Raw genomic sequence first — 16,727 nt, 5'->3', positions numbered from 1 at the left:
GTGTTCTCTGTGGCAAAATAAAACTGGAGCAACCATGAAAGAGTACACCCAACTAGCCAACACCGACATCCGTCGCAGCGACCGCGCCGTGACTGATGAAAGCTGGATTCGCGCCCTGCTACACCGCACTCCCGTCGGCGTTTTGGCCTTTAACCAGGGCGATCAGCCATTCTTAAACAGCAATTTGTATGTGTACGATGAAGCCGCTCACGCCATTTACATGCACACCGCCCGAGTAGGGCGCACGCCGGCCAATCTGGCACAAGAAACCAAAATTTGCTTTACTATTTTCGAGATGGGTCGTTTACTCCCTGCCAAAGAGGCGTTGGAGTTTAGCGTGGAGTACAGTGGCGTGACGGTGTTTGGTACGGCCGTTACCATCACCGACCCCACCGAAGCTGAACATGGCCTGCAACTGCTGTTGGACAAATACGCCCCGCACCTGCGCCCCGGCGAGCATTATCGGGGCATTACGCCAGAAGAGTTGAAGCGAACGGCCGTTTACCGCATCAACATCCACGAGTGGAGCGGCAAGAAGAAAGAAGTGGCCGAGGATTTTCCCGGCGCGTTTTTTTACAACCAATAATCAGTAAACGGTTATCGGTAATCTCTGAACGGATTACCGATTACTGTTCACCGATTACGGATTACCAACAAAAGCGAAACCCTATGACAAAATTCACCCTACGCCCCATGCAAGCCGACGATTGGACGGCCGTTGCCCAAATTTACGCAGACGGCATCGCCACTGGTGAAGCGACCTTTGAAACCGACGTGCCACCCTGGGAAGCGTGGGATAGCGGCCATTTGCCAAACGGCCGTTTCGTTGTTCAATCTGACGGTGGCCAGGTGGTGGGCTGGGCGGCACTCAGCCCGGTTTCCAGCCGCTGCGTTTATGCGGGGGTGGCCGAGGTAAGCGTCTACGTTGCCCCTGCCGCCTGGGGGCAAGGCGTGGGCAAGCGACTGCTGCAAGCCCTGGTTGAAGATGCTGAAGCGGATGGCATTTGGACGCTGCAAGCCGGCATCTTCCCGGAGAACATCGCCAGCGTGACGCTGCATGAAAAATGCGGCTTTCGGGTGGTTGGACGACGCGAAAAGTTGGGGCAGCAGGACGGCCGTTGGCGAGATGTCCTCTTTTTGGAACGGCGCAGCCAAAAGGTGGGGGTTGGATGATCGTCGCCTTGGGTGTACCTGGCAGTGGTAAAAACAATGCAGCCGTATGAAATCCGGCAATGCGTTGCGGTGGATTGTCACTTTCGCTTCCCCGCCGCCGCTGGTGACACGGCAGGCACAAGCTGCCCTCACTGCGGCGCACCCACCAAGCAGGCAGCCACACCGCAGGCTGGAGGCACACCACCTATCCAAACATCACCTCGCTTTACCCGGCTGGAACTTTTGCTAGACAATATTCGCAGTTTGTACAATGTTGGTGCCATCATCCGCACGGCCGATGGTGCGGGGATTGTGCATCTGCATCTGGGTGGCATTACCGCCCTGCCAACCCATCCCAAGTTGGCTAAAACTGCTTTGGGCGCAGAAACCGCCCTACCCTGGACACAACATCGCAATTCTGTTCACGCTATCACTCAGTTAAAATCGGAGGGATATTTTGTTTGGGTGCTGGAAGAAGGAGAAACGGCCGTTAACCTCTTCACCACCCCCTTGCCACAGCAACCCAACCAGCCCATCCTTCTCCTCATCGGCAATGAAAAAGTGGGGGTTGATCCCGCCATCCAGCAACTGGCTGACTGCATCTTTGCCCTGCCCATGAGCGGCATCAAAAACTCCCTCAACGTTGCCGTTGCCTTTGGCATTGCCATCTACCAAATACAGTTTGGCAGCAAGTAAGCCTTTTCTTCTATGACAATCAAACCAGACATCCCAAAATCTGAAATCAGCGACCTCATCGGCCAATTTTACAACTCGCCTATTTTAGACCTTGCGCCGCTGGGAACTGGGCATATCGCGCTGGTTTACTCTTTTCGCGTGGGCAACCAGGAATTAGTCATGCGGCTGGTGGAAAACACGATGGCGCATACGCTAAAGAAGGAAGCAGTGATTGCCAATTTGCTGCAGGGAAGTGACGTTCCGCTACCGCCAATCTTGCACGAGGGGCAGTACGCAGACTATTATTTTGCCATTGCCCCGCGAGCTCCTGGACAAACGCTCGACGAGATAACACCAGAACAATATGCTGAAACGTTGCCGGAAATAATCAAAATGTTGGATTTGATTCACCAAGTTGATGTCAGTAGCACGCGGGGATATGGTTTTTTTGAGGAAACGGCCGTTGGCGCATTCCCCAGTTGGCCAAACTATCTTTTGACTGTGGGCAAAGAAGAAGATGAGGGGTTTTTTGGTCAGTGGCACCATCTGTTTGAGGATTCGTTTTTGGAACGGCCATTATTCGACCAACTGTACACAGAAATGCAGCGACTGTTCCCTTACCTGCCTACAGAACGGTATCTGATTCATGGTGATTATGGGTTTAATAATGTGTTGGCGGATAGGGGGAGGGTAACGGCCGTTCTCGATTGGGCAAACGCCAAATTTGGTGACTTTCTCTTCGATGTTGCCTACCTAACCAACTCCAACAGAGCCAATTACATCACTGAATTTGAACAATTCTACCACACGCAAAAGCGCGATGTCCCCCATTATTTTGAACGGATTCGCTGCTACCAATGCTTCATCAATTTAGACGGCCTGCGCTTCTTCGCCCAAACAGGCAGCCGAGATGGATATGAATGGACCAAGGGAAATATCGCCAAGAATTTGGGTTTTTAGCCACGGATTGCACGGATTTCGACAGATTCAAGACGTATGCAGAAAATACTTTTTTGCCGCGAATGACGCAAACTTCCACAAATTTTTGCTCTAACTTCGCGTCAATTCGTGAAATTTGCGGCCAATATTTTGACAGTTGCGTTACTGAATCCTTTTGATCCTGAAAATCCGTGGCAAAACTAAGGCGTGGTCACACAGCGGAAGCCGACGCTGGGGATTTGGCGGAATTCGGGAGCGCGTTCGCTGGCGCGGTTAGTGGTGCGAATCTCTTCGGCGGAGCTGTCGTAGCCGCCACCGCGCAGCACATATTCGCCCGTTATGCCCACGTCTGCGCCAGTGGGATTTTCACTAGGGGAGCGGTCATAGTAAATGGGGTCGTAGCCGTCGGCCACCCATTCCCACACGTTGCCTGCCATGTGGTGCAAGCCATATGGGCTTACCCCTTCAGGCAGGCTATTCACAGGCTGCAAGTTGTTGAATGTGCCAGCGAAAACGGCCGTAATCACACCATCATCATTTTCTAAATCGTCACCCCAGGGATAGATACGGCCGTCTCCCCCTGTCGCCGCCAACTCCCATTCAGCCTCGGTAGGTAGCCGCCCGCCCACCCATTGGCAGTACGCATTGGCTCCGTGCCAACTCACGTTGTTGATCGGGTAGTCGCCAAAGCCGTCAAGCGACACATACTCGACGGCATTGTCGGTGAGGTAGCTGCGCGTCGTCTCGAAGCGGGTGGAGAGGCAGGTGAAGTTGTTACAGGCAGCCACATAATCGCCCAGCGTATTGAGGAAGGCGGCATATTGCGCCACGCTCACCTCATACAAATCAATGGCAAAGGCATCGAGCGTTACCTCGTGGCGGGAGCGTTCGTCAGCCTCCGCCAGTTCGTCCTCGCCTCGCGCCCCCATCAAGAAGGTGGTGGCGGGGATGAGCACCTGCGGCATTCCGTCCGCTTCGCGAGTGAGAATAACGAGCGGGGTTGGTGTGGGCAAGCTAGTGGGCGTGGCGGTGGCAGTTGGTTGCGGCGTGGGCGTCTCTGTACCGGTTGGCGTTGGGCTGGGCAGTGGCGTGCGGGTTGAGAATGTGGCGGTTGGTTCGATAGGTACGGCCGTTTCCGTCTCAATAGGCTCCAAAGTTGGCGTGTCTGCGGGGGATGGCGTGTTTGTGACGGTGGCCGTCGGTGGGAAGCGGCCGTTTTGCGCCAGGTAAGTCAAATCCCCTAACGTGCGACCTTCCCAGATGAAAAACCAGCCTCCACCGATAGCCACCCCCAAAATAATGATGAAAAATAGCAATACGAAGAGGCAAGAACGGCCGTTGTTCGTCTGCACTTTTTCCGGCTTGGGCGTGGGGGTAACGGTATGTTGCGCCTGCCCCATGGCTACGGCCGCAGGTGGCGGTGGCAAAGTGCGCGGCGCGCTGGACAACGGCGGCCCAGCCACTGTGGGTGGGGGTGGGGCAACCGGGGTTGGCACAGGCGGGGCAGCGGCCAGTTGGGTAAGCGGCAGCTTGAAATCGGTTTGGTCTAGCTGCTGGATGGCTTGCTCAACGGCCGTTGCCAGCAAATTTCCGTTGGCAAAGCGATTCTCCGGCTCTTTAGCCAGCGCTTTCAGGATAACGGCGGAAAGTGCTGGGCTTAGTTCAGGGCGCAGTTCCTGTGGGTCTGGCGGGGCGTCGCTCATCTGCTTCAGGGCAATTTCGAGCGGTTCAGCACCTTCAAACGGCCGTTGCCCGGTAAACATCTGGTACAAAATCACGCCAACGGCGTACAAATCGCTTTGTGGCACCACGCTGGCGGAACTCATCGCCTGCTCCGGGGCTAAATAGTGCGGCGAGCCAAAAATCTCGCCCTGGGTGTCGCTGCCAGCCAGCCAGGCCAAGCCAAAATCGGTGAGGTAGGAACGGCCGTCTTCGTCCAGCATAATGTTCGATGGCTTCACGTCTCGGTGGATAATGCCCTTGCTGTGGGCATAATCGAGCGCGCCGCACAGCTCCCGCACCAGCCGCGCCGCCTCCAGCGCCGGCAGCCACGCCTCCCGCGCCCGCAAATCATCTAAATAACTGCGTAAATCCTGGCCGGGGATATACTGCATCGCCATGTAAAAAAGGCCTGACACCTCGCCGTAGCGGTACAGCCGCACAATGTGGGGATGCTCTAGCTGGGCAATTGCCTGCGCCTCCCGCTCAAAGCGAGCCCGGTAATCTTCATCGGCGCGGTGGACAGCATCAATCACCTTAATAGCCACGTCCCGCTTCAGGCGCACGTCGCGCCCGCGATAAACACTGGCCATTCCACCCCGCCCCAGGAGCGAAATCAGTTCATATTCATCTAGCTGCTGCCCGATGAGCGGGTCTTGGTTGAAATCTGTCATGGAAAAATTAGCCACGGATTACGCGGATTTTTGGGATTCAAACATAAAAATCCGTGTAAATCCGCGCAATCCATGGCAAAAAAATTATCGGCTGAATAAGCCACGCTTTTCGTAGGATGTGGTGGCGATGCGATGCAGATCGCGCACGTATTGGTTGAGCCCAGCAGCAAAAGAATCTAGCTGGTCGGCAATAATACGAATGGCGAGATCGTGGCGGCTTACGGCCGTTAGCTGAGCCACATGCGGCCGAAAATCGCGCACCGTCACGGTCATCACGCCGTCGGCATCGGTGAGTACGCCCCAAGCCAGCTCCTTCTTTTCATTGTCATCTTTGGCCGTCATGAAGCGGGTCAGGCTGCTGCCGGGAGCCACCCCTCCCACGTTAGAAAAGACTTCCCGCCCCTTGATCAAATCATTAAGCACGTCAAATTGGCCGGGGATTTTATCCAGCAGCCGCTGAATCGGCACAGGCAAATGCGCCAGCAGCCGAATGGTATCTACGCTCATGCTTTCGCCCGTGCTGGCACGAATTTTGGCCTGGTTTAACACCTCGCCAAAGCCTGCCAGCATGGTTAGGTACGCTTTTTGTCGCTTCTGGAACTGGCTGTAAATGTGCTGGCGGTTGCGGGTGGCGCGCTCGTAGTTCCGCAGCGCGGCCAGGGTGCGCTGATGCTCACCAATCAAATCTAGATTGGCCAATGGTACTTCGAAGGTCATAGGGTAGACGCGGTCGCGCGGGCTACGACGGCTGGCATCCACCGGAATGAGGGTAGCGGGATTAGCCGCCTGGGTTTGGATAGCGTTGAGGGCAGTTTTGGCAGCAGTTTGGGTACGGCCGTTTGCCAGCAACATCTCCAACTGCTCCACCAACTCTGGCGCAGGGCGATACGCCAAGCCATGAATGGTGCGGTACAGAACGAGCAAATCGTTGACCGTCATGCGTAGCAAATCGTTGCGCTGCTTGAACAGCTCGCGCAGCTCTAAAATCGCTTCCAAATGAACGGCGTTCGTTTCGGCGCTTACTTCTTGCGCCACGCGGGGAGCGTGACTCATTTTTTGGCGATCGCTGACACGCAGGGGAAGATGCAGGAAATACGGCCGTTTCCCCTTCCCCCCCACCGCTGGCAAACCGTGCAAATAAACTGCCCAAGAGAGTGCCTCATTGGTCATGATTTCGGCCACGGCTGCCCCCCAAATGCCGTCAAAAAAGATGTGTGACAAATCGAAGACAAAGGTCTCGCCTGTGTCGAAAATGGTTAGCGGCTGGTCGCCGATGGCGCGCTCCGCCTGGCGCAGGCTAGCCAGCGGCTGGTGACGCGACTGCTGATCTGCATTGATCCAGATGGGTGCCAGCCGCAAGCTGGCAAACTCTTGCCGTGCCCCCTCGCCAAGCTGCCCCATAAATTTGGAAAGCGCGGAACGTTTTAGTTGCGCCAGTTGGTTTAGCTGGGCGGGTGGGTTTTCTGGCGAATGAGCCAGTAGTTGGGTGATCAGGCTGTGCATGGTGCCGGCGTCTTGGGGACGGCCGTTTTTATCGGCACAGGCAGGCAGCAAGTAGTAGCGGCCCTGGTAGATGATGCCAATTTGCACCTGCTCCAGCGGAATGGCTTTGCGCTCTTCACCGTACAGCGACGGTTTGAGGTAGGCGCGAATGCTCATTTGCCGCTGGTAGGCAGGCAACGCTTCGGCCTCGGCCATGGCGATTTTTTGCTGCCAGGCTTCTTTAGCTGTGGACGGCAATTTGTTGAGTGCATCAGCCAGGAAAGCATCAAATTTGCGGCGGCGGTAGGCGGGATAATCTTCCTGGGGCTGTACGTCGGCAGCACGGCCGTACGGCCGTTTGTGTTCCCATTGGCGGTACAGTTTGGCAAATTGAGCCTGGTTGGGTGAATCCGCCGTCACTTCTTGCAACACACTGGTGTAAACGCGCTCGCGCCATTCATTTTCTAGCAGGTCGTAATATTGGTGCAGGGTATAAACGGCCGTCATTGCTAGGGCGGTCAGGCGATTCGCCTGGGAAAGCTGAATATTGTGCTGGCGCAGAGCCGTGTCAAAGCCGTGCGTCTCGCAAGCGTGGCGGGCCGTGTCGTCCCGCAGGGCATAATCTACGTAAAATTGCCAGATGCCCTCCGGGAATGAGGCATCCACCTCTTTGCCCGCTAGCTTGAGCAAATTTTGGTACGCCCACAAAACGGCCGCAGGTCCCGCGAAAAACGTACCGTACACTGCCTTATCTAACAATGCTTGATCGACTCCTTTGAACAGCAGATGAATGTCGCGCCGCACGGTGGATGTTGGCGGCTTACGGTTGGGCAGCCGCAGCAAGCCGTTGAGGATTACGCCGGGGACGTTACCAGCAGGCGCATATTTGGCAATAGCTGCAACCAGCTTATCAATTTCAGGCAAAGACAAAGACGACAATTCATGTACCTTCCGTGTGTGGGCAATCTTTTGCAGAGTATGAAGGGTAGCTTGGGTGGCGTCAATGGCCCGTTTACGGTCGTCCACAAGACGTTGCCTTTGCGTATGCTTGGGTTCAAAACTTCGGTTGGTGCGGGGATATTATGCCGAATTTGGCGCAACCTGTAAACCTTATCCTCTTGTCTTTTTTAGACATCGCATAAATTAGCGGCGGACGTTGCGCCACACGGCCGTTTCCCCCCAAGGATCGTAAGCGTTGGATTCTGTAGCGGTAACGGCCGTTCCCACTTTTTTGCCCCCACCTTGCAGCAACTCAAAAACGGCCGCACCCAGCCAGCCGTCGTCATCCAGCGCCTCTGGCTGCCAGTTGGGGAAGATTTGTTGCAGGTAGCTGGTGCTGGTGTGGCCGCTGCAAAAGGTTGGCTCTTGTAGGATGGCCAGCAGGTACGGAATGTTGGTAGTCACGCCCAAGACAACTGTTTGCTGCAAAGCGCGAACCATCTTGCCAATGGCTTCCTCGCGGCTGTGCCCCCAGGTGATCACTTTGGCTAGCATGGGATCGTAATAGGGCGAAACGGCCGTTCCTGACTCAATCCCATCATCCACGCGAATACCAGGGCCAGACGGCCGTTCGTACCGTGTAATCTCCCCAATTGAAGGCAAAAAATTGTTGGCCGGGTCTTCTGCATACACGCGGCATTCAATGGCGTGGCCACGCTGCTGAATGTCGTCTTGGCCAAATGGCAGTCGTTCGCCACTGGCTATGCGAATTTGCCAAACGGCCAGATCAACGCCCGTAACCAGTTCCGTGACCGGATGCTCCACCTGAAGCCGCGTGTTCATCTCTAAAAAGTAGAAGCCGCCTTTTTCGTCCACAATGAACTCCACCGTGCCTGCGCTGCTGTAATTGACCGCTTTGGCTAAGGAAACGGCCGCTGCCGCCATGCGCTGCCGCAAATCATCATCCTGAATGACCGGAGCAGGTGTCTCTTCAATGATTTTTTGGTGCCGCCGCTGGATGCTGCACTCACGCTCAAACAAGTGCAGCACATTGCCGTGCTGGTCGCCCAATACCTGAATTTCAACATGGTGAATCTCCGTGAAATATTTTTCGACGAGCACATGATCGTCGCCAAAGGAGTTTTGGGCTTCACTCCGTGCTGCCTGCACGGCATCGGCAAATTCGTCAGCAGACCAGACGACGCGCATCCCTTTGCCACCCCCGCCCGCACTGGCTTTGATGAGTATGGGGTATTCGATGTGGGAAACGGCCGTTTGCAACGCTGCCGCACTCATCCCTGCCCCGTCCACGCCCGGCACGATGGGGACACCCGCCTGCTCTGCAATCTCACGGGATTTGGCCTTGCTGCCCATCAAGTCGATTGCTTCCGGACCGGGACCGATGAAAGCGATACCGCGTTCGGCGCAGGCTGCGGCAAAGGCGGCGTTTTCACTCAAAAAGCCGTAGCCGGGATGAATAGCTTCTGCACCGCAGGCCGTAGCAATGTCCAGAACGGCCGTTTGGTTCAAGTAGGTCTCTGTGGCACTCACGCCGGGCAGATTGTACCGTTCGTCGGCCAGTCGCACCCAGGGAGCCTCCGCATCGGCATCTGAGTAGATGGCAACGGCCGTAATTCCCAGTTCATGGCAGGCCAAAACCAGCCGCCGCGCAATTTCACCTCGGTTCGCAATCAACACTTTCCGAAACATAGATTTTCCTTAATCATAAGTCACAGAGTTCACAGAGATTTTAGAGATTGCTCAAGTTTACGGCGGCTTCTTTGCACCACGCAACTGTTTAGAACCTCAAGCAGCGCGATTTTTGAGCCAATCGGTGGCAAAGTCAACGGCCGTTTTCTGATGAAACAGCCTGCATTCTGCCAACCCCACCTTGCCAATTTGCACTGAATGCGCTTGCTCAAAATCAGCCCCAATTTTGGGGAAGGAGTCGTCGTCGTAATCCAAATCATTGAACCATTGCCATTGGCGACGGCCGTCTGCCCAAATAGGCGCTCCCTGCCGCATCATTTTTCGCACACCAGCCCGCCCTTCTGCCAGATGGAACGACGTATTGTTGCCGTGCCCCACGCCAAGCAGCAGCACAAACCCATCCAAATCATAAACTCGCGCCAGCGGCGAGCCTTCGCCCATGCTCAACTCTAGCTGATGGTCTGCGGTGATGGCCACTGCATGACGACCCCAGGCCGCAAACGAAACCTGCGGATGATTGCTGCGAAACACACCGGGCCAGGTGCGAAACAGCTCTGGAATTGCTCCCATACTCCGCGTTGGTGTTAGCTGCGGATCAAACGCGGGCATCGCTTCCCGAATCGTTTGTTGCCACGCTTCTGGCACTGGCGGATTTTGCCACAGGGCTGGATCAGTGTAATCGCTAGTATGGGTTGGCATCACCAGCGTACCAGCCTCGGTCAGGGTTTCTTGCAAAGCCTGAACCACCGTCACCGCGCCACAGGGCACATACCCTATTTTGCTTAAGCTGGAATGCACCAGCAAAACCATGCCAGGCTGCACGCCCAATGCTTGCAAATGCTCAATGAGAATCGCTTTGGTAAAGGGATGGGGGGATTTTTGAATAACGGCCGTTTCTGTCATAGCTCATCCGTCAAATAGGGCACAGACGCACAATGATTTACACAAATACAAAAAAATCAGTGTGAATTTTCATCTCAGTTATTTTCTTGCCACCAGGGTTTACGCTTTTCCAGGAAAGAACTCATCCCTTCGCGCCCCTCGTCGCTGTCGCGCAGGCGGGCAATCAGTTCCGAAGTGGTGCCGCGCATTGCCGCTTTGGGCTGGTATGCCACCTGGCGAATGAGTGCTTTGGCGGCAGCTTGGGCACCGGGGGCAGCCTGGAGGAGTTGATGGATGCGTTCGGAAACGGCCGTATCCAACTCATCCTCTGCCACCACATGATTCACCAGCCCTATCTGCTGCGCTTTTGCCGCATCAAACCGCTCCCCGGTCAAAAACAGTTCACGGGCGTTGCCCACCCCAATTTTACCCACCACAAACGGTGAGATAACCGCAGGCACAATGCCCAGCCGTGCTTCGCTAAAGCCAAATTTGGCGCTATCTACCGCCACCACAATGTCGCAGCAGCTTACCAGCCCCACACCGCCGCCAATCGCTGCCCCATTTATGCGACCCACAACCGGACGTGGGCATTGCTCAATCATCAGCATCAGGTCAAAAATACCCTCGCCATCCTGCACATTTTCGGCAAAAGTATAATCGGCAGCCGCCCGCATGAAGCTCAAGTCAGCTCCAGCACAGAAGGAACGGCCGTTGCCCGTCAGCACCACCACCCGCACATCTTCTTTTTCAGGGATTGATTGGAAAACGGCCGTTAATTCCTTAATCATCGTCGGCGTCATGGCATTATGCACCTCTGGCCGATTCAATGCCACCGTCAACACCGTCCCATCCTGCCGCAACGCAACCTCACTCACAACAACCCTCAAAATTAACCATTACCATACAGTCTTCATCGCCCCACCATCTACAATCAGCGTTTCGCCCGTAATGTAGCTGGCCGCATCCGACAGCAAAAAAGCCCCCGCCCGACCAAATTCCTCAATCGTGCCGTACCGTCCCCACGGAATTTGAGCTTCCTGCATTGCCTGCTGCTCCGCCACGCTGCGTCCACTGCTTTTCGCACCAATTGCATCCAGCGATTTCACCCGGTCTGTTAAAATGCGCCCCGGCACCAAATTGTTTACCCGAATCTTCTCTGGAGCCATCTCCCGCGACAGGCTCTTGAGCAAGCTCACCACCCCAGAGCGCATCACGTTAGACAGCAACAAAATATCAATTGGCTCCTTCACCGACGAAGAGGTCACAGCCAATATCGAGCCGCCACCGCGCACCCGCAGGTGCGGCAGTGCAGCGCGAATCATCCGCACGCTGCTCATCATGGTCAGTTCAAACGCAGCTTGCCAGGCGGCATCGTCAAAATCATCAAAGCCCCCGGCTGGTGGGCCACCGGCATTCACAACCAAGCCATCCACGCCGCCAAATTTAGCCACAGTTGCCTCGACCCAATTGTTTATGGAAGCCGCATCCCGCGCATCTAGCACGCTGCCCAGCGTTTCCGCACCAGTTTCGCGGCGCAGTGCATCTGCCGCAGCCAAAATATCGGCCTCGGTGCGGCTACCAACGGAAACACGCGCACCCTCTTGCGCCACAGCTTGGGCAATGCCGTAGCCAAGCCCTTTGCTGGCTGCCGCTACCATAATCACTTTGTTTTTTAGGCCAAGCTCCATACCAAAAATTCCCTTTTTTTGCCACAGAGCACACAGAGTTTTTAGAGAATTTCTCTTTTCCTCTATGTTCGCTGTGGCCAATTCTTAATGAATTTGCACCGGGTCTTTGATAGCACCTCGCTCCAACAGCGGTTCTTCGTAGCCTTCGTCCCAACCTTCGGGTGGGCTACTTTTTTGGATGCGAACGGCCGTATTCTTGTAATCCGGTATCTTCGCCCGATCATCCACCCGATCCAGCGTCAGCAAATTCGCCGCCGCCTCGGCAAAGTGAAACGGTACAAAGATGGTTTTGGGCAACGAGCGCTCTGTCACCAACAGTCGCAACGTAATTTCACCACGCCGAGAAGCAACAGTAACCCAATCGCCAGTCTCCAATCCTAAATCTCTAGCATCGTCCGGGTGCATCTCGCACGTCGCCTCGGGGTACACATTTTCCAATGAAGAACGCCCCGTCATCGTGCTGCCACTCCAGTGGTACAGCACTCGCCCGGTGCTGAGATTGAACGGATAGTCCGCATCTGGCTGCTCTGATTTTGTGCCATACTCAACTTCCCAGAACTTGCCCCGCCCTCGCGGGAAGCCATCAGCAAAGAGGAAGGGCGTACCGGGATGATCAAAGCTGGGACACGGCCAATGAACGCCACCCTCGCGCTCAAGCCGGTCATAATCAATGCCCCAAAAATCTGGCGTTAGCTGGCGCATCTCTTCCCAAATCTCGCTGGGATGAGAAAAATCGAAGCCATTGGTCAGTTCCAGCCCCAGCCGCTGCTCAATGCGACGGCCGAGATCACACAAGATGTCCCAATCTGCGCGGGAGTTGCCTACGGGGGGAACGGCCGTACGGCACCGCTGCACCCGCCTGTCTGTGTTCGTAAACGTGCCGTCTTTTTCCGCAAAGCTCGTTGCGGGCAAAATAACGTCCGCCATTTCGCCCGTCTCGTTAATGAAGATGTCTTGACACACCATAAAATCTAGCTGCTCTAACGAATGGCGCGTGTGGTGCTGATTTGGCTCACTCATCATGGGGTTTTCACCTAGGACAAACATGCCCCGCACCGAGCCATGCAACGCTCCAGTCACCATCTCCGTCGCCGTCAAACCGGGCTGCGGATTCAACTCAGTCCCCCAAAATTCCTCAAATTTGGCCTTCGTTGCCGGATCAGCCACGTTTTGGTAAGCGGTAAACACGTTGGGCAAGCCACCGCTATCTGAGCAGCCCTGTACGTTGTTTTGGCCGCGCAATGGATTCACCCCCGTTCCCGCTTTGCCCACATGGCCGCACATCATCGCCAAATTCACCAGCGAGAGCGTGTTGTCCGTGCCGTGCGTACTTTGGCTAATGCCCATGCCCCAATAAATAGAAGCGCGTTCTGCTTTGGCATAAATCCGCGCCGCTGCCCGAATGTCGTCAGCAGGTACGCCGCTAACCGTCTCTGCCCACTCTGGCGTAAACTCCTCCAGCGATTCTAAATAGTCGTTGAAGCCTTCCGTCCGCTCGGCGATAAATTCTTCGTCATACAGCTTTTCTTTCACGACCACGTGCGCCATTGCCTGGAAAACAGCTACATCCGTGCCAGGGTTTTGGCGCAGCCAGACGGTAGAAAAGTCGGTCATCTCAATCCGGCGTGGATCAACTACAATCAGCTTCGCCCCATTTTTACGCACTGCCTTCTTGAGGAAGTTGGAAATCACCGGATGGGTTTCAGTGGTATTGGAACCGGTCACAATAAATGCTTCCAAATTTTCCATTTCGGCAATGGAGTTGGACATGGCGCTGGAGCCGATTGAAAGCTGCAAACCAGTCACGGAACCCGCATGGCACAGTCGAGCACAGTGATCCACATTGTTGGTGCGAATCAGAGCCCGCATCACCTTTTGGAAGATGTAGTTGTCTTCGTTGGTGGCTTTGGCGCTGGCGTAACTGGCAATGGCGTCGCCGCCGCTTTCTTGGGCAATGCGAGCCAGATTGTCTGCCACGAAGTCCAGGGCTTCGTCCCAGGTGGCTTCGCGCCACACGGGCTTGGCACTGCGCCCCTCTTCCATATTTGCCCGGATGAGCGGCGTTTTTACGCGACCGGGGTGCTTGACATAATCCGTACCAAATCGTCCCTTGACGCACAACATGCCGTAGTTGGGCGCGGCATCAAACGGGGCTTCGACTGCATAAATGTAATCATCTTTCACCTGCAACTGCATTTGGCAACCCACACCGCAGTATGGGCAGGTGGTTCTTACTGTCTTATCCGGTGTAATCATCGGAGTTCCTCCAAGTATTGTTTCTCTGTAGGGTTTCCTCTTTTTATTATTGATATTCGGGATGATTGGCGATGAATTTCTCCAGACCAGAAACGGCCATTTCCCTCACCTTCTTCTGCATCATGGGTGTCCAGCCTGCCAACAACCCCGGAATACCCAATGCCATCCGCATCCAGCGGTAAAAGTCAAAATCATCGGCGTGACGAATGATTAAGCCATCTGCGAAGTTGAAATGAGCGTCAATGCGGTTGTGTACCTTACGCCCAGTCGAGAATATGTATACTGCCTCCCAGTGTGTCTGGCCGCTGTTTTGCGTCGCCAGCACATCCCGGAATGTAATCTGCAAATCCTTGCCACGCTCACACAACATATGCCACATCGCCATCGCCTGCTTGCCATACAAATCACCAAATGCCGGGTCAGAAAAGTGAACCTCTGGATGATAGCAAGCGTTCATGCCTGCATAATCCCGCTTCTGAAAAGCCGTGTAAAAATTGCGAATGAGCTGCTGATTTTCTTGCATTGATCTCTCTTTTCTCAGGCGTTTTAAAATTCAGACAAGTGTCGCTGCAAAACATCTAGCTCTGAGGTTGATAAAACTGACCAGGGTTGATAAAAGATTTCGTTTGTTTTCTGTTCGGCCGTTTCGCGTATGGTCTGTCCTTCTTCAGTCAAAGAATATTCTGTGACATTTTGAGCCACCCAGCCCAATTTTTGTAGATTCTTGAGGGCAACGGCCGTTTCTCGTTGTGAAAAGCCGCGACGAGCCAAATCTTCTACCAATCTGTCTTCGGTAGCGACTTGCTGCGACCAGATCATACCCAAAATTTCCCAGGCGTGAGGCGAAACATCATGCTGAATACGCCAGGCAGCCAAGTGAGCGTCGTCTCGAAAAGCACCTAAATCCATACGCAACTCGATAAACTGGGCTAGCGGCGCTAGGGCATCCACAGGTGGCTTCAACCCAAGTTGTCGGCGTGTGGTGAAAGCCCATGCGGAAGAAGTCTCGGCGTAAATGGCCGTTTCTGCTACCACGCTTGCCAATAGCTCATTTATCTTCACCAGTTTACTCTCTGGCAGTAATGCCAAATCAGCCAGCGCTTCGTTCAAAAAGTGCCAGCGTTGCCGCCAAGCCGATGCTGCTTTTTCTGTGATCTGCATTCGCTCATCATGATTTTGTAGCAGACCAGTCTCCAAGCAAGCTGCCCAAAACGAATCAACAACATCACGATGATCAAAGGGATCGCGTCGTTGATAAACGGCCGTTGAGAGCATCTTCGGATCAAAATTTTCAACAATGTAAATCAAATGAAAAAGATGCCTCGGCTCAACGCCAAGCGATTCAACCAATGACATCATTGCCTGTCGGGTAGTTGACGGCAAAGATTGCACAATTTTACCGTGTGCAGTCAATATTTGAGGCCAAAGATTGAGGGTAACGGCCGTATTCATTATCACGATTTTTTCTTTTTGCCTTTTCGCTTGCGTCGCGTTTGCTCAAAAATGGAGTCTGGATCAACACCCTCTTCCAACAAGGCTTGCCGCTTCGGCTTCAACGCCCCAGTGGGGCAAACGCCCACACATTGGCCACAGAACACACAAGTCGTGTCCATCATGCCGTTGCCATTGAAGGTACCAATTTGAGTTTCATAGCCACGGCCGTCAAAACTGAGTGCAAAGGCAAACTGAGCATCATCAGCACAAACCTGCACGCAGCGCCAACAGTTGATGCACTGGTTGTAATCGCGCAAATAAAATGGATTGTCGTCGTAGATGGGGGTCGTGCGCGGCTGGGCATCGGCAAAACGGAGCGGTTCCGCTTCGTAGCTGTCCATCAAGTCGAGGATTTCTGGAGATTCGTCCACGTTAACTGTTGAAGCCAACATTTCCAAAAGGGTGCGCCGCCCGCGCTGCACATCTTCTGAGTTGGTAACAATTTCCATGCCGTCGCTGCATTCAGTGACGCAAGCTGCCAACTGCACCCGATGCCCAGCATCCACTGAGCAAATGCGGCACAGCCCGTTGGCCGTCAGGTGCGGATGGTAACAAATGACTGGAATTTTAATGCCGATTTGTGCGGCCGCATCCAAAATCGTTGTGCCTTTGGCAACGGTCACTTCTTGACCATCTATTTTCAGCGTTACGGTGTCACTCATATTTTTCTCCGTGAATCTTTTTATAATGCTCACGTTAGGATTAAGATCAAGGATAAAGTCACAATTGAAGCTATAACATAAGCAAATCCCCCAGCTACATAGCCTAAACAGCCTTTCGCCTGAAATTCTTCGCTAATCTTAAATCCCTCAAAGCCAAAGTTACCTAAAGCCTTATTGGCAAGCCAGCCGACCAAAAGCAAAATTGCCAACGGCATTCCTAAATTAACAATAATGGTAAGAACAATTCCCCCTGAATCGGAATCGAAAGTCGGCTCAAAGCGATCAGAAAAAGGCATGGACAGAGAACAAGCTGCCATTGTGACAATACCACCCAGGAAGCCTTTACCGAACGGCCGATTTATCCAGCGTTTTTTCACACCGTTATTTCTCACTGTCGAATCGTATTGTCGTTTGCGGGAGCCAGTTAGGGATCTGACTCACACACAAACCTA

At 54.2% G+C, this 16,727-nt stretch carries 15 protein-coding genes; 4 read left to right on the top strand and 11 right to left on the bottom strand.

The genetic code is table 11. The features are described 5' to 3' along the window. Positions 1-34: 34 nt before the first annotated feature. The 4 genes from ACOQPM_RS17080 to ACOQPM_RS17065 all read left to right on the top strand — a co-directional run bounded on the left by ACOQPM_RS17080 (position 35) and on the right by ACOQPM_RS17065 (position 2,787). Positions 35-586, top strand: coding sequence for a pyridoxamine 5'-phosphate oxidase family protein (locus ACOQPM_RS17080; protein WP_420630481.1), 552 nt, complete (start codon positions 35-37; stop codon positions 584-586). A gap of 83 nt (positions 587-669) precedes the next feature. Beyond that, complete coding sequence (locus ACOQPM_RS17075) at positions 670-1,173, top strand: GNAT family N-acetyltransferase (protein WP_420630480.1); 504 nt, start codon at positions 670-672, stop codon at positions 1,171-1,173. 36 nt (positions 1,174-1,209) lie between these two features. Next, positions 1,210-1,848 (top strand): TrmH family RNA methyltransferase, encoded by a 639-nt coding sequence (locus ACOQPM_RS17070; RefSeq protein ID WP_420630479.1) that lies wholly within the window; start codon positions 1,210-1,212, stop codon positions 1,846-1,848. Positions 1,849-1,860: 12 nt separating this feature from the next. Continuing rightward, positions 1,861-2,787 carry a phosphotransferase family protein gene (locus ACOQPM_RS17065; protein WP_420630478.1) on the top strand — a complete coding sequence of 309 codons (927 nt, stop codon included), beginning with the start codon at positions 1,861-1,863 and terminating at the stop codon, positions 2,785-2,787. Between the two features lie 179 nt (positions 2,788-2,966). Here the strand turns inward: ACOQPM_RS17065 and ACOQPM_RS17060 are convergent, their stop codons facing one another. The 11 genes from ACOQPM_RS17060 to ACOQPM_RS17010 form a co-directional block, all read right to left on the bottom strand. Further along, entirely contained in the window at positions 2,967-5,159 is a 2,193-nt protein-coding gene (locus ACOQPM_RS17060; protein WP_420630477.1) for a protein kinase domain-containing protein, read from the bottom strand. Positions 5,160-5,243: 84 nt separating this feature from the next. Beyond that, positions 5,244-7,667, bottom strand: coding sequence for a hypothetical protein (locus ACOQPM_RS17055; RefSeq protein WP_420630476.1), 2,424 nt, complete (start codon positions 7,665-7,667; stop codon positions 5,244-5,246). A gap of 117 nt (positions 7,668-7,784) precedes the next feature. Beyond that, the gene (locus ACOQPM_RS17050) at positions 7,785-9,290 is read right to left on the bottom strand and encodes an acetyl-CoA carboxylase biotin carboxylase subunit (protein WP_420630475.1); all 1,506 of its coding nucleotides are present in this window, start codon (positions 9,288-9,290) and stop codon (positions 7,785-7,787) included. Between the two features lie 96 nt (positions 9,291-9,386). Beyond that, positions 9,387-10,193: an aminoglycoside N(3)-acetyltransferase gene (locus ACOQPM_RS17045; RefSeq protein ID WP_420630474.1), complete on the bottom strand. Its 807-nt coding sequence runs from the start codon at positions 10,191-10,193 to the stop codon at positions 9,387-9,389. 74 nt (positions 10,194-10,267) lie between these two features. After that, on the bottom strand, positions 10,268-11,050 hold the full coding sequence (locus ACOQPM_RS17040) for an enoyl-CoA hydratase-related protein (RefSeq protein ID WP_420630473.1): 783 nt from the start codon (positions 11,048-11,050) through the stop codon (positions 10,268-10,270). 21 nt (positions 11,051-11,071) lie between these two features. Then, the gene (locus ACOQPM_RS17035) at positions 11,072-11,863 is read right to left on the bottom strand and encodes an SDR family oxidoreductase (RefSeq protein WP_420630472.1); all 792 of its coding nucleotides are present in this window, start codon (positions 11,861-11,863) and stop codon (positions 11,072-11,074) included. Positions 11,864-11,947: 84 nt separating this feature from the next. Beyond that, positions 11,948-14,119, bottom strand: a complete 2,172-nt coding sequence (fdhF, locus tag ACOQPM_RS17030) for a formate dehydrogenase subunit alpha (RefSeq protein ID WP_420630471.1) — start codon at positions 14,117-14,119, stop codon at positions 11,948-11,950. Between the two features lie 46 nt (positions 14,120-14,165). Continuing rightward, positions 14,166-14,642, bottom strand: coding sequence for a nuclear transport factor 2 family protein (locus ACOQPM_RS17025; protein ID WP_420630470.1), 477 nt, complete (start codon positions 14,640-14,642; stop codon positions 14,166-14,168). Positions 14,643-14,665: 23 nt separating this feature from the next. Continuing rightward, positions 14,666-15,571, bottom strand: coding sequence for a helix-turn-helix domain-containing protein (locus tag ACOQPM_RS17020; protein ID WP_420630542.1), 906 nt, complete (start codon positions 15,569-15,571; stop codon positions 14,666-14,668). Positions 15,572-15,573: 2 nt separating this feature from the next. Continuing rightward, positions 15,574-16,275, bottom strand: coding sequence for a 2Fe-2S iron-sulfur cluster-binding protein (locus tag ACOQPM_RS17015; protein ID WP_420630469.1), 702 nt, complete (start codon positions 16,273-16,275; stop codon positions 15,574-15,576). Positions 16,276-16,304: 29 nt separating this feature from the next. Next, positions 16,305-16,652, bottom strand: coding sequence for a hypothetical protein (locus ACOQPM_RS17010; RefSeq protein ID WP_420630468.1), 348 nt, complete (start codon positions 16,650-16,652; stop codon positions 16,305-16,307). Positions 16,653-16,727 lie beyond the last annotated feature (75 nt).

The organism is Candidatus Leptofilum sp., assembly GCF_965223525.1.
Taxonomy (GTDB): Bacteria; Chloroflexota; Anaerolineae; order Promineifilales; family Promineifilaceae; genus Leptofilum.
Note: the sequence above shows the minus strand (reverse complement) of the source record. Positions and strands in the feature narration are given on the sequence as shown.